The sequence below is a fragment of the Microbacterium sp. NPDC089698 genome (genome assembly GCF_044749045.1).
Classification (GTDB): Bacteria; Actinomycetota; Actinomycetes; order Actinomycetales; family Microbacteriaceae; genus Microbacterium.
On sequence record NZ_JBIVHE010000003.1, the window covers coordinates 318,139 to 330,153 of the forward strand.

At 69.3% G+C, this 12,015-nt stretch carries 12 protein-coding genes; 6 read left to right on the plus strand and 6 right to left on the minus strand.

The features are described from left to right. The first annotated feature begins 34 nt into the window (after window positions 1-34). Entirely contained in the window at window positions 35-1,198 is a 1,164-nt protein-coding gene (locus tag ACIPY5_RS11435; RefSeq protein WP_400970640.1) for a polysaccharide deacetylase family protein, read from the plus strand. Between the two features lie 208 nt (window positions 1,199-1,406). On the opposite strand, the gene ACIPY5_RS11440 is transcribed toward ACIPY5_RS11435, so the two are convergent. After that, entirely contained in the window at window positions 1,407-2,576 is a 1,170-nt protein-coding gene (locus ACIPY5_RS11440; protein ID WP_309338891.1) for a glycosyltransferase family 2 protein, read from the minus strand. Between the two features lie 171 nt (window positions 2,577-2,747). On the opposite strand from ACIPY5_RS11440, the gene ACIPY5_RS11445 reads away from it, so the two are divergent. The 3 genes from ACIPY5_RS11445 (at window position 2,748) to ACIPY5_RS11455 (ending at window position 6,367) form a co-directional block, all read left to right on the plus strand. Further along, a complete protein-coding gene (locus ACIPY5_RS11445) occupies window positions 2,748-3,011 on the plus strand; it encodes a glutaredoxin family protein (protein ID WP_400970643.1) in 264 nt (87 codons plus the stop codon). A gap of 181 nt (window positions 3,012-3,192) precedes the next feature. Then, window positions 3,193-4,569 (plus strand): MFS transporter, encoded by a 1,377-nt coding sequence (locus tag ACIPY5_RS11450; RefSeq protein ID WP_400970646.1) that lies wholly within the window; start codon window positions 3,193-3,195, stop codon window positions 4,567-4,569. 58 nt (window positions 4,570-4,627) lie between these two features. Continuing rightward, on the plus strand, window positions 4,628-6,367 hold the full coding sequence (locus tag ACIPY5_RS11455; RefSeq protein ID WP_400970649.1) for an aldehyde dehydrogenase family protein: 1,740 nt from the start codon (window positions 4,628-4,630) through the stop codon (window positions 6,365-6,367). An 18-nt stretch (window positions 6,368-6,385) separates the two neighbouring features. Here the strand turns inward: ACIPY5_RS11455 and ACIPY5_RS11460 are convergent, their stop codons facing one another. Further along, window positions 6,386-7,273 carry a neutral zinc metallopeptidase gene (locus ACIPY5_RS11460; protein WP_309338880.1) on the minus strand — a complete coding sequence of 296 codons (888 nt, stop codon included), beginning with the start codon at window positions 7,271-7,273 and terminating at the stop codon, window positions 6,386-6,388. Between the two features lie 84 nt (window positions 7,274-7,357). Here ACIPY5_RS11460 and ACIPY5_RS11465 point away from each other — a divergent pair, with 84 nt between their 5' ends. Next, entirely contained in the window at window positions 7,358-8,350 is a 993-nt protein-coding gene (locus ACIPY5_RS11465) for a malate dehydrogenase (RefSeq protein ID WP_400970652.1), read from the plus strand. Between the two features lie 11 nt (window positions 8,351-8,361). Here ACIPY5_RS11465 and ACIPY5_RS11470 read toward each other — a convergent pair whose 3' ends face one another. Then, on the minus strand, window positions 8,362-9,402 hold the full coding sequence (locus ACIPY5_RS11470) for an NAD(P)-dependent alcohol dehydrogenase (RefSeq protein ID WP_400970655.1): 1,041 nt from the start codon (window positions 9,400-9,402) through the stop codon (window positions 8,362-8,364). A gap of 130 nt (window positions 9,403-9,532) precedes the next feature. On the opposite strand from ACIPY5_RS11470, the gene ACIPY5_RS11475 reads away from it, so the two are divergent. Continuing rightward, on the plus strand, window positions 9,533-10,018 hold the full coding sequence (locus tag ACIPY5_RS11475) for a recombinase family protein (RefSeq protein ID WP_309338873.1): 486 nt from the start codon (window positions 9,533-9,535) through the stop codon (window positions 10,016-10,018). A 50-nt stretch (window positions 10,019-10,068) separates the two neighbouring features. Here the strand turns inward: ACIPY5_RS11475 and ACIPY5_RS11480 are convergent, their stop codons facing one another. The 3 genes from ACIPY5_RS11480 to ACIPY5_RS11490 form a co-directional block, all read right to left on the minus strand. Next, window positions 10,069-10,332, minus strand: a complete 264-nt coding sequence (locus tag ACIPY5_RS11480) for a hypothetical protein (protein ID WP_400970659.1) — start codon at window positions 10,330-10,332, stop codon at window positions 10,069-10,071. Between the two features lie 308 nt (window positions 10,333-10,640). Further along, complete coding sequence (locus ACIPY5_RS11485; RefSeq protein WP_400970662.1) at window positions 10,641-10,859, minus strand: hypothetical protein; 219 nt, start codon at window positions 10,857-10,859, stop codon at window positions 10,641-10,643. Between the two features lie 38 nt (window positions 10,860-10,897). After that, on the minus strand, window positions 10,898-11,275 hold the full coding sequence (locus ACIPY5_RS11490) for a hypothetical protein (protein ID WP_400970665.1): 378 nt from the start codon (window positions 11,273-11,275) through the stop codon (window positions 10,898-10,900). Window positions 11,276-12,015: the final 740 nt, after the last annotated feature.

Here is a 12,015-nt window from a genome sequence, read left to right on the forward strand (position 1 = left end):
GATCCGGCCTCGCCGATCCCCTACACTCAGCACCATGACCGGAGGATCACCTGTTTCGTCGCGCCGTTCGCGCCCCTCACGGGCGGTGATCCGCCGTCGCCGCCTCATCGTGGCACTGATCTCCGTCCTCGCCGTCGCACTCCTCGCCGTGGTGTCCACGATCGCCGTGCACGCCCTGCTCGGCGGCGGTCAGGACAAGGCGACCGCGGCCGGCACGACCAGCACGCCGACTCCGAAGCCGACGCCGCTCACGCCGGTGCAGGCCCTGCTCAAGACGGCGGCCGATCCCGCCACGGCATGCGCCGTGTCGTTCGCGGGCGACGGCATCGAGCACGCCCCGATCCTGCAGACCTCGGGCGTGCTGTTCACCGGCCTGCCGATCCCCGAGAAGGCCGGATCCGTGTTCGCCGGGTGGTATCCGACGCCGGAGACCGCGGCGACGCAGGTGCAGACGGACCGCGTGAACGGGTCGCAGCTGACCACGTGCACGGACCACCAGCGCACGCTCTACGCCGCCTGGACCACGCCGGAGCAGAACACCGCGACCGCGTCGAAGATCCCGATCCTGATGTACCACCAGTTCACGACCAAGCCCGGGGGCGAGGACAGCTGGCTGCGCAACAACTACGTGTACATCGAGGACTTCAAGGCGCAGATGGACTACGTCGCCTCGCAGAAGTTCTACATGCCCACCTGGGACGAGCTGAACGCGTTCATCGACGGCAAGCTGTTCCTGCCGCAGCACTCGCTCATCATCACCGACGACGACGCGGATCCGACCTGGCTCCAGCTCGCGGTGCCGGTGGTGACGGAGCGGAAGCTGCTGACCACGTCGTTCGTGATCACGGGCGAGCGCAAGGAGGGATCCCCCTCGCCCTACGTGCTGCAGCGCTCGCACACCAACGACATGCACCGTGCCGGCGACAACGGCAAGGGCCGCATGGTGAACCTGTCCGCCGACGAGGTCGCCGCCGACCTCGAGGAGTCGGCGAAGGTCCTCGGGGCGAAAGAGGTCATCGCGTACCCCTACGGTCACTACAACGCGACCGCCGAGGAGGGCGTGACCAAGGCCGGATTCATGCTCGCGCGCACGATCGACTTCGGCTACGTGAAGATCGGCACGAACAAGCTGCAGCTGCCGGTGGTCCGGATCAACTACGGCGACACGGTCAACGGCCTGAAGAACAACATCGGCTGACGTTCCGGGACCCGGGATCCGGTCCGGATATCCGGTCCGGGACCCGGCTACGGGGATCCCCGTAGCTCCGTTTGGGGCGCATCCACTCGTTCTGGGGCGCGTCCCGACACGGATTCCGGGCACAGCGCGCCCCAAAACGTGAGCGTGCGCCCCAAACCAGGGGCCGGCCGAACCGGGGGTGCGGATCCGGCCGAAACCGGGACCGCGGTCACTCCGCGGCGGCGGTCTCCGCTTCGAGCCGCACGCGGCGCTCCTCGGCCTTGCGCACCTGGCGCACGGACCGGCGCGGTGCGTAGACGACGAGGGAGTGGAACAGGAAGCGCACGAAGAACGCCGCGACCAGCGAGATCGCCGCGGCCAGGATGCTCGAGATGTGCCAGGTCTCCACCATGAGCGCGAGGATCGGGATCCGCAGCGCCGCCTCGACGTTGTTGAACGTGAACGACTGCGCGAAGCGCACGGCCAGCGCCTGCGCATCGCCGCGCATGTCGTTGAAGACGTAGCGCTCCTGCAGGATGAAGTTGCCGACGATCGTCACCTCGGCGGCGATGATGGCCGCCCAGACGTACTCCATGCCGAGGTGCGTGAGCGCCCACATGATGACGAGGTTCGCGAGGGCTCCGACGGCGCCGATGATCGCGAACAGCGACATCTTGCCGAAGCGCAGCCGCGCGAGGTGCTTGAGGAACTGCATGCCCTGCACGAAGGACGCCTTGGACTGCCCGTGCAGACGCTCGCCGAACTCCATCGGGACCTCGGCGATGCGCACATCGGAGCGGACCAGGATCTCCAGCAGGATCTTGAAGCCGTTGGGCCGCAGCGCGTCCGGATCCACGCGGGTCCGGTCGACGAGGAAGTAGCCGGTCATCGGATCCGAGGCTCCGGAGAGCCGGATCGGGAACATCGCCTTGGTGAGGAGGGTCGCGCCCCGCGAGACGCCCACCCGCATGGCGCCGGCCAGGCCGCCGTTGTCGCCGCCGCCGATGTAGCGCGACGCGACGACGACGTCGGCGTCGCCGTCCTCGTAACGGTCGATCATGTCGGGAAGCAGCTCCGGCGGGTGCTGCAGGTCGCCGTCCATCACGATGCAGACGTCGTAGGACGCGGAGCGGATCCCCTCGACCACGGCGCCGCCGAGTCCGCCCTCGGGTTTGTCGCGGTGCAGGAGGCGCACGGGCATCGGCGCGGAGGCGGCGAGCGTGCGGATCACCTCGGGGGTGTCGTCCGAGCTGTCGTCGACGAAGAGGATCTCGCCGTCGCGATCGCTCAGCGCAGCGGAGACGCGCGAGATGAGCGCGGCGATGTTATCGCGTTCGTTGAAGGTCGGAATGATGACCGTGGCGCCGGGGATCCTCTCCCCTGCCGACATGCCTTCCATGCCCCCTCCTCCGTTCGCGTGACTCGACATGGTCCCACGCGAAACCATGCAGAACCTGCGCGTTTCCCGTCAGACACCCTGTCCCATCCAGGCTAACGGGCGGTGAACGCGGGGCAAGTCCCCTGCGTTCGCGCCGATCCCACCCCCTGAGATCGGCCGTACGCTGGATATATGACGACCCCTGCATCTGACTCGATCACCATGTTCGGCGCCGACTGGTGCCGGGACTGCATCCGCACCAAGAAGCAGCTCGACGAGCTCGGCATCGCCTACACCTACGTCGATCTGGTCGAGGATCCCGCCGCCGCCGACGTCGCCAAGGAGATCTCCGGCCGCACGAACATCCCCGTGGTGGTCTACCCCGATTCCTCGCACCACGTCGAGCCCTCCAACGCCGACGTCGAGGCCAAGCTGCGCGAGCTGTCCCTGATCTGACCCCGGGGCGGCCCCTTCTCGAGTGCCGCCCAGCGCCGGGTTTGGGGCGCCTCCGCCGGTTTCGGGGCGTGTCCTGACACGATTCCCGGGCGTGGCGCGCCCCGAAACGGGTGGGGACGCCCCAAAACCACCGTCCCGCGCGGGACGAGGACGGATCCGGCGCGCCGATACACTGGCGCGCATGAGCACCGCCGCTCGCGCTGAACGAGCCCCCACGCGCCTTCCCGCCCGCACGGTCGCCCGTTACGCGACGGGATCCCTCGGCACCGGGGGCTTCGCCACCCTGCCCGGCCTGGTGCTCGCGTACTTCCTCACCGACAACCTCGGCGTCGCCGCGATCCTCGCCGGGACCATCGTCACCCTCGCCAAGGTGTGGGACGTCGTGATCGACCCCGTGATCGGCGCCTGGTCGGATCGCAGTCTCATCCGCACGGGCAGCCGCAAGCGCTTCATGCTCATCGGGGCATTCACGCTCCCGGTGTTCTTCGCCCTCACCTTCGCGGTGCCCCCGGCGTTCGGCCCGGTCGCGGGCGTGATCTGCGTGCTGCTGGCGTTCCTCGCCACAGCCACCTCGTTCAGCCTGTTCCAGGTCCCTTACATCGCGCTGCCCGCCGAGCTGACCTCGAGCTATGACGAGCGCACCCGGCTGCTCAGCTGGCGGGTGATCGCGCTCACCGTCACGATCCTGCTGTTCGGCGGCGGAGGGCCGGAGCTGCGCCGGATCACGGGCGACCCGGTCCTCGGCTATCTCGTGATGGGCGTGGTCGCCGGCGTCGTGATCGGTGTCGGCATGCTCATCGCAGCGCGCACGGCCGACGACGCCGTGGCAGCCCCTGCCGCGGTCGAGCACGTCGGGATCCGCGCGCAGTACGCTGCGGGCTTCGCCGCCGTGCGCCGGTCGCAGCCGTTCCGCGCGCTGCTCGGCACCTACCTGCTGCAGGCGCTCGCCACCGGCACGATGCTCGCGGGGGCGCAGTACGTCGCGACCTGGGTCATGCGCTCGGAGAGCGCGGTCACGCTGCTCTTCGTCGCCCTGGTCGCCCCGGCCGTGATCGCGACCCCCTTCTGGGAGCGGCTGTCGCGCCGGATCGGCAAGGAGCGCGCCTTCCGGATCGCGTCGACGATCTTCCTGGTCGCGTCCGCCTCGATCGTGCTGGCGCTGTGGATGCCGGGCTCCTGGATCTACGGCTCCGTCGCGATCGCCGGCGTCGCCTATGCGGGCATGCAGGCGCTGCCGATGGCGATGTTGCCGGATGTGATCTCGCACGACGAGCGCGACAGCGGACCGGGCAACGCCGGCACGTTCACCGGCATGTGGACGGCGTCGGAGACCGTGGGCTTCGCCCTGGGCACCACGATCGTCGCGGTGGTGCTGGCGGCCACGGGCTACCTCTCGCGCACCGCGGACGATGCGAGCGCCGTCGTCCAGCCGGGCAGCGCCGTGACCGGGATCGTGCTGATCTTCAGCGCCGTGCCGGCCGTGCTCATGCTGCTGAGCATCGCGACGCTGGCCCGCTACCGGCTGCGCCGCAGCGACATTGACGACACCGATCGCTGAGACTCGGTTCCACCCCGAGCGCGTAGTCTGGGCGCAGACCGCGCCGAAGGAGATCCCGATGCCAGACACCCTCGCCGACGACGTCCGCGCGCCGATCGAGAGCGCGATCGCAGAGCTGCGGAAGGGATCCGCGGCCTGGTCGGCGCTCACCGTCGGCCAGCGCGTCACGCTGCTGCGCGGCGTGCGGCGCACGGTCGCCGCGAACGCGCGGGCATGGGCGCGCGCCGCGGTGCGCTCGAAGCAGCTGAGCGATGACCATCCGCTGCGCGGCGAGGAGTGGCTGAGCGGCCCCTACGCGACGCTCGGCGCGCTGGATGCCTACATCGAGACGCTCGACCGGATCGCGCACGGCCGCAACCCGCTCGACGGCCTCACGGTCGACCGCACCGCGAGCGGGCAGACGCGCGTGCACGCGTTCCCGCTCGAGGGCATCGACAAGCTGCTGCTCTCCGGCTTCACGGGCGAGGTGTGGCTCACCCCCGGCGTCACGCCCGGCGATGCCAGGGCCCGCGCGGGCCTGGCGCAGCGCTCCCCGGCCGCCACGGACGGCGGCGTGGGCCTCGTGCTCGGCGCCGGCAACATCACCTCGATCCCCGTGCTCGACGTGCTCTACGAACTGCTCGCGCACGACAGGGTGGTGCTGCTCAAGGTCAACCCGACCCAGGACGCGCTCGTCCCGGTGTTCGAGAAGGCCCTCGCCCCGCTCATCGCCCCCGGGTTCCTGCGGATCGTGCGCGGCGCGGGCGATGTCGGCGCGTTCCTCACCGCGCACGACGCCTTCGCGCACGTGCACATCACCGGATCCGCGCCGACCTTCGACGCGATCGTGTGGGGTCCTTCGACCGGTCAGGGGTCCGCTCAGACCAAGCGCCGCAAGCGCGAGAGCCGGCCCCTGCTGAAGAAGCCGATCACGGCCGAGCTCGGCGGCGTCTCGCCGATCATCGTCGTGCCCGGTGAGTGGAGCGACGAGGATCTGCGGTTCCAGGCGGAGCACGTCGCCACGATGCGCCTGCAGAACGGCGGGCACAACTGCATCGCGGGTCAGGTCGTGCTCCTCTCCCGCGATTGGGCGCAGAAGGACCAGTTCCTGATCGAGCTGCGCCGCGCCTACGCACTCGCCCCGGAGCGGCCCATCTGGTACCCGCGTTCGGACGAGCGGATGACGCAGGCCGCCGAGGCGTATCCGGATGCGCTGGTGCTGACGGACCGGCTGCTCGTCGAGATCGGCGAGGGCGACGACCCGACCGCTCTGGAGCAGACCGAGTACTTCGCGCCCGTGCTGGGCGTCGAGCAGCTGCACGGCACCGGCCAGGCGTTCCTGGACGCGGCCGTCGCGCACGCGAACGAGAAGCTGCAGGGCACGCTCGGCGCGAACGTGCTGATCGACCCGGCCACCGAGGCATCGCTCGGCGCGGGCTTCGAACGGGCGATCACCGCACTGCACTACGGATCCATCGCGATCAACACCTGGACCGCGTTCGGCTTCATCACCCCCACCGTGACCTGGGGCGCGTTCCCCGGCAACACGCTCTCCGACGTCGGCAGCGGGCTCGGCGTCGTGCACAACGCGCTGCTGCTGGCCGACGTCGAGCGCTCGGTCGTGCGCGGACCGTTCCGGCCGTTCCCGCGGTCTGCGTCGATCGTGCGCGACGGCGGACGGTTCACGATCCTGCCGAAGCCGCCGTGGTTCGCGTCGTCGCGCACGGCCGCCGAGGTCAGCGAGGGCCTGACCCGGTTCCGCGCCCAGGGCGGCGTGCTCGCGCTCGTGCGCACGCTCGTCCAGGCGATGCGGGCCTGACCTCGCGGAGGGACGCCGCTACGGCGTCGCCACCGCGAACGTGTCGCACTTGCCCAGGCCGTACTTGTAGCCGCTCGCGAACCACTTCTCGCGCTGCGCGCTGGATCCGTGGGTCCAGCTCTCCGGGTTCGTGTAGCCCGCGGACTGCTGCTGGATGTGATCGTCGCCGACGGCGGCCGCGGCGTTCAGCGCGTCGGTGATCTGCGCCTCGGTCGGCTTCTTGAAGTAGGCGACGCCGTTCTTGTCCTTCTGATCGGTCAGATCCGCGATGAACGCGCCCGCGTAGCAGTCGGCCTGCAGCTCGGTGCGGACGCCGTTGCTGGTGGGACCCGTGCCGTTGTTCGGGTACTTCGACATCGTGCCGGTGATGTTCTGGATATGGTGCCCGTACTCGTGCGCCACGACGTAGACCTGCGCCAGATCGCCCGCCTCCGCGCCGAATTGCTGCTTGAGCACCTGGAAGAAGGTCGGATCGATGTAGACGGTCTGATCCGAAGGGCAGTAGAACGGGCCGACGTCGTTCGATGCGGTTCCGCACGGCGTCGCGGTCGCGACGTCGACGCTGACCTGGCCCGGCTCGACATAGCCCTTCACGTGCTTGGTCCAGTACTGGTTCAGGGCGAGCTTGGTCGAGGCGACGCGGCAGTCCACGTCCTTGTTCGCGTCGGCACCGGTCTTGCAGTTCTTCACGTAGCCCTCCGAAGACGTCGTCGCCTGCGGCTGCGCCTGCGTGCCGGTCCCCCCGCCGAGGAGGCCGGAGAGGTCCACCCCGGTGAAGGCGCTGATCAGCAGCACCACGACCGCGCCGAGGCCCACCACGCCGCCGCCGGCGATCGCGGCGGTGCGGCCGCCGCCGCGCCGCTGAACCTTGTTGTCCGAGACATCGGCATCGGGGTTGAACGTCATGAGCACAGTTTTCCACGGTCTGCGCCCCGACGGGGAGGCATAGGCTCGCACTGTGCGTCGCGCCAGCGACCGAAGGGAGCCGAAGTGACCACCACGGTGACACTGACGGGTGCGGGCGGGCAGATCGGCTACGCGCTGCTGTTCCGGATCGCGGCAGGAGACATGCTCGGCCCCGACGAGAAGGTGCGGCTGCGGCTGCTCGAGATCCCGGCCGGGATCGCGGCCGCGGAGGGCGCTGCTCTCGAACTGCAGGACGGCGCCTTCGGGCTGCTCGAGCACGTGGAGGTGACCGACGACCCGGCCGTGGGCTTCGACGGCGCCGACCACGCGCTGCTCGTCGGTGCGCGCCCGCGCGGCCCCGGCATGGAGCGCGGCGACCTGCTCGCCGCGAACGGCTCGATCTTCGGCCCCCAGGGATCCGCGATCGCCGCGCACGCCGCCGCCGGCGTGCGCGTGACGGTGGTCGGCAATCCCGCGAACACGAACGCGCTCATCGCCGCGGCCTCCGCCGACGGCGTCCCCGCCGAGCGGTTCAGCGCGCTGACCCGGCTCGACGAGAACCGCGCCCGCGGTCAGCTCTCGGCGGCGCTCGACGCTCCGGTGGCCGACATCGCCGGCGTGACGATCTGGGGCAACCACTCCGCGACGCAGTTCCCCGATGTCGCCTTCGCGACGGTCGCCGGCCGTCCCGTGCCGGAAGCACTCGCCGCGCAGACCGGCGATGTGCGCGCGTGGCTCGAGAGCACGTTCATACCGCGGGTCGCCAAGCGCGGCGCCGAGATCATCCAGGTCCGCGGCTCCTCCTCCGTGGCGTCCGCGGCGAGCGCGACGATCGACCACGTGCGCGACTGGGCGCTCGGCACCGGCGAGCGCCGCACCAGCGCCGCCGTCGTCTCGCACGGCGAGTACGGCGTGCCGGAGGGGCTGATCAGCTCGTTCCCGGTGCGCGCGGTCGACGGCGAGTGGCGGATCGTCGAGGGGCTGGATCCCGACGCCTGGGCGCGCGAGCACATCGACCGCTCGGTCGCCGAACTCGTCGAGGAGCGCGACGCCGTCCGGGCGCTCGGCCTGATCTGACGGGGCGACTGTCAGATCGTGGCGGCGTCGATCACGAAGCGGAACTTCACGTCGCTCGCGAGCACGCGCGCGTAGGCGGCGTTGATGCCCACGGCGTCGATGAGCTCGATCTCGGCGGCGATGCCGTGCTCGGCGCAGAAGTCGAGCATCTCCTGGGTCTCCCTGATCCCGCCGATCGACGACCCGGCGAGCGAGCGGCGCCCGCCCAGCAGCAGTCCCGCGCGGAACGACATGGGCTCCGGCGGCGCGCCGACGCTGACCATGGTGCCGTTCGTGTCGAGCAGGTTCAGGTACGCGTCCAGGGGCAGCGGGGCGCTGACGGTGTTCAGGATCACGTCGAAGGAGCGCTTGTTCGCGGAGAACGTCTCCGGATCCGAGGTGGCGAGGTAGTGGTCGGCGCCGAGCCGGATCCCCTCGTCCTTCTTGCGCAGCGACTGCGAGAGCACGGTGACCTCGGCCCCCAAGGCGTGCGCGATCTGCACGGCCATGTGCCCGAGCCCGCCGAGCCCGACGACCGCGACGCGCGTGCCGGGGCCGACGTTCCAGTGCCGCAGCGGCGAGTAGGTCGTGATGCCGGCGCAGAGCAGCGGCGCTGCGCGATCGAGCGGGATCGCGTCGGGGATCCGCAGCACGAACGCCTCGGTGACGACGACCTGGCGCGAGTAGCCGCCCTGGGTGATCGTGCCGTCGCGGTCGGTCGCGCCGTAGGTGCCGATCGCCCCGCCCCTGCAGTACTGCTCCTCGCCGCGCAGGCAGGCGTCGCATTCGCCGCAGGAGTTCACCAGGCAGCCGACGCCCACCCGGTCGCCGACGGCGAAGCGCGTGACGTCGGATCCGACGGCCGAGACCGTCCCGGCGATCTCGTGACCCGGGGCGAGCGGGTAGCGCTGCGGACCCCAGTCGCCCTGCACCGTGTGGATGTCGGAATGGCAGATGCCCGCGTAGGCGATGTCGATCACGACGTCGAGCGGTCCGGGCTCGCGGCGCTCGATCGTGGTCGGGACGAGGGGCGCACCCTCACTCGGTGCGGCGTAGGCGGCGACGACAGGCATGGCGCTCCTCAGGGCTCCGGGGGTGGGACAGTGCGAGCGTACTCCGCCCGGTGATGGCGCGGCTCCATCCGCCCCTCCCGGGACGCCGATGTCCGTGGGAGAAGGCACAATAGAGGCGGAGGCGGATGACATGGAAGCGACCACGCACGCGCACGGCGACGCGGACGGCACCACGGGTGCGCCGCTCGACGCCGCCCTCACCAGCCCGCTGCATCTTCCGCACGCGGCCGCGGAGTGCCCCAAGTGCTTCACCGAGCTGCAGCAGAACCGGAACTGGTGGTCGGCCAAGCCCGACGGATCCCGCCTCGTCGGGCTCGTCGTCGCCCGCGACGGCATGCCCTCGGTCGTGCAGCAGCGCGACGACCTCACTCGGTTCGGCGTGCCGATCGAAGGCTTCCGCCACCCCGCGCCCGACATCCTGGAGAGCTGGACCGATCGCATCGGTCGTCTCATCGACACGCTCCACCCCGGGGACGTGCTGGTGGTCGCGAACATCCATGCCCTCGGCCGCGACATCGACGAAGAGACGCGGACGGTCGCCGCGCTGCGTCGTCACGGCGTGATGGTGAAGGTGCTCAGCCACGACGCGCGCCACCTGGCGGACGCCGGCCGCTGACTTTCTGCACGGGAGCCGGTCCGACGCCGGCGGCGAACTACTCCCGCCGGTCAGCCTGGCGTCCCGCGATTCCAGCCTGGTTTCTGGATGAGGCGCTCATCCTGCTCGCGCCGACGACACTGCTCGGCAAAGCGTGCTGCCTCTTTCGGATCGGCGAGCATGCCCTCGTACTCGACACGGGACAAAGCGTAGAACTCCTCATAGTCGACCAGACCGTTGCTTACCGGGATCGACATGAAGCGCTGGCCAGTGTCTTCGACCCGCCCCAGCGAGTACCGGTCCTCGTGCGAGAAGAAGTCATCGTGAACCTTCACTGCACGCCCCCCTCTCGTTCGCATCGTGTCTTCCGTGCCTTCTGAGGTCAGCGCAGAGGTGTCTTAGCCGGGCGAGGCATCTGCTCACCGGGATCGACATGCCCGATCCCCACGGAGGACTCGGGGCGGCCGCGGTCGGTCCGAACCAATTCGCGGTCGTCATCGGATGCGCCGCCAGGTACGCAGCGACCTCATCAACCGTCAGATTCTCACGATCCATCAACGGGCCTCGCCGTCAGATCCGTCGAACCCGTGGTCGATCGCGAGGACTTCCGCGCGTCAGTCATCGATGAACCATCGCGGTTCTTCTATGGAAACTGCCTCAGGCGCGAACCCTCCGAAAGGCATGCCGCTTCACAGTGCGGCACACCGTCGATCTCGGCTAGCAGCGGCACAAAGCCACCCGCCGGATCCTCGCTCGTCGGAGCGGCCAGGGTGCTCACGAGTAGCTCCCGAACCAGGCTTTCCCGCGTCGCCTCACCGCGCTCGACCGCGACGGCGATCATGTCGATCACATCCTGCTCCATGAGTCGCTTCCCCCTCACCACATCGCCCTAGATCACGGTCATGTACCGTCCCGCTCCCAGCGTCGAAGCCACTCTTCCCACTGGACTCGCTTCTGCTCACCATTCGCAAGCGTCCGCGCTCTCTCTGCGGCACTCTGCGCGTCGGGCAGCGCACGGGCAGCTTGGATCTCGCGCCAGGCCCAATCACAGGCGGCGCTCTCGTCCGGGAAGCGCACCGGGGTCCCATCCTCATCCAGCCAGGGCTCGATCTTGTCGCGAAGGTCTCCGCGCGTCGCCGTCACGGTCCCGTCGTCATGCGAGATCAAGCTCAGAAATACACTCGACGGTTGTGAATCCTCCACCCAGGCGAACATGTAGGGTGCGAACTCGACCGACACCAGATCGCGGACACGCGACTGCAACTCGTGATGGTCCATCTACTGCACCCCACAGTCTCTAGACGACTTTGATATATCCATTTTCAATCCACTTTTCATGCCGCCGGGGAAATGTATCTGCACACCCTGGCCTGGCTGCTGAAAATCACCCGCAATAGACCCGACCCTGACCTCGTCCGGCAGGGGTTTCACGATCTCAATGGTGTAGTGCCCGAAGCCCGGGCTCAGACGATCCGGGGGCACGAACGCCTCGGTGACGACGACCTGGCGCGAGTAGCCACCCTGGGTGATCGTGCCGTCGCGGTCGGTCGCGCCGTAAGTGGCTTCCGAGCTCTTCCAACGCGGCCGCAGAGAGTTCCGGGTGCTTCCGATGCATCACGCTCTCGATCTCGTCCCCGATCCCGATCAGCGTCTTCGTTCCCCACTCCACTCGCGTACGAGAAGTCTCCTCCAAGATCCGAAGAACCGCTTCCTGCACATCCGGCCCGAAGCGTGCGCGGAACTCCACTTCGTTCGAACCGGGATAATTCTTGAGAAAAGTGACGATGGCGTCACTGAGGTTGGTTGTCGGGTCCTTCACCGTATGCCCTTTCAAAGTCGGGTCCACATTCCCGTGTCGGGATCGAGCTGACTGATGCTGGTGACGCCCGGGTTCTGCTGCAAGCGGGGGATCTCCACAGCCTGCCAAATGTTGCCAGGGCGGAGGTCGCTTCCGACGACCGCGCGAACGCTGCCGCTCGCATTCTCCGCGAATGCGGCCGATGCTTCCTCCCAGGAAC

Bases quoted from the DNA above. Each gene is read 5' to 3' on its own strand.
- ACIPY5_RS11435 (WP_400970640.1), top strand. From the start codon at position 35: ATGACCGGAGGATCACCTGTTTCGTCGCGCCGTTCGCGCCCCTCACGG.
- ACIPY5_RS11440 (WP_309338891.1), bottom strand. From the start codon at position 2,576: ATGGAAGGCATGTCGGCAGGGGAGAGGATCCCCGGCGCCACGGTCATC.
- ACIPY5_RS11445 (WP_400970643.1), top strand. From the start codon at position 2,748: ATGACGACCCCTGCATCTGACTCGATCACCATGTTCGGCGCCGACTGG.
- ACIPY5_RS11450 (WP_400970646.1), top strand. From the start codon at position 3,193: ATGAGCACCGCCGCTCGCGCTGAACGAGCCCCCACGCGCCTTCCCGCC.
- ACIPY5_RS11455 (WP_400970649.1), top strand. From the start codon at position 4,628: ATGCCAGACACCCTCGCCGACGACGTCCGCGCGCCGATCGAGAGCGCG.
- ACIPY5_RS11460 (WP_309338880.1), bottom strand. From the start codon at position 7,273: ATGACGTTCAACCCCGATGCCGATGTCTCGGACAACAAGGTTCAGCGG.
- ACIPY5_RS11470 (WP_400970655.1), bottom strand. From the start codon at position 9,402: ATGCCTGTCGTCGCCGCCTACGCCGCACCGAGTGAGGGTGCGCCCCTC.
- ACIPY5_RS11475 (WP_309338873.1), top strand. From the start codon at position 9,533: ATGGAAGCGACCACGCACGCGCACGGCGACGCGGACGGCACCACGGGT.
- ACIPY5_RS11485 (WP_400970662.1), bottom strand. From the start codon at position 10,859: ATGGAGCAGGATGTGATCGACATGATCGCCGTCGCGGTCGAGCGCGGT.
- ACIPY5_RS11490 (WP_400970665.1), bottom strand. From the start codon at position 11,275: ATGGACCATCACGAGTTGCAGTCGCGTGTCCGCGATCTGGTGTCGGTC.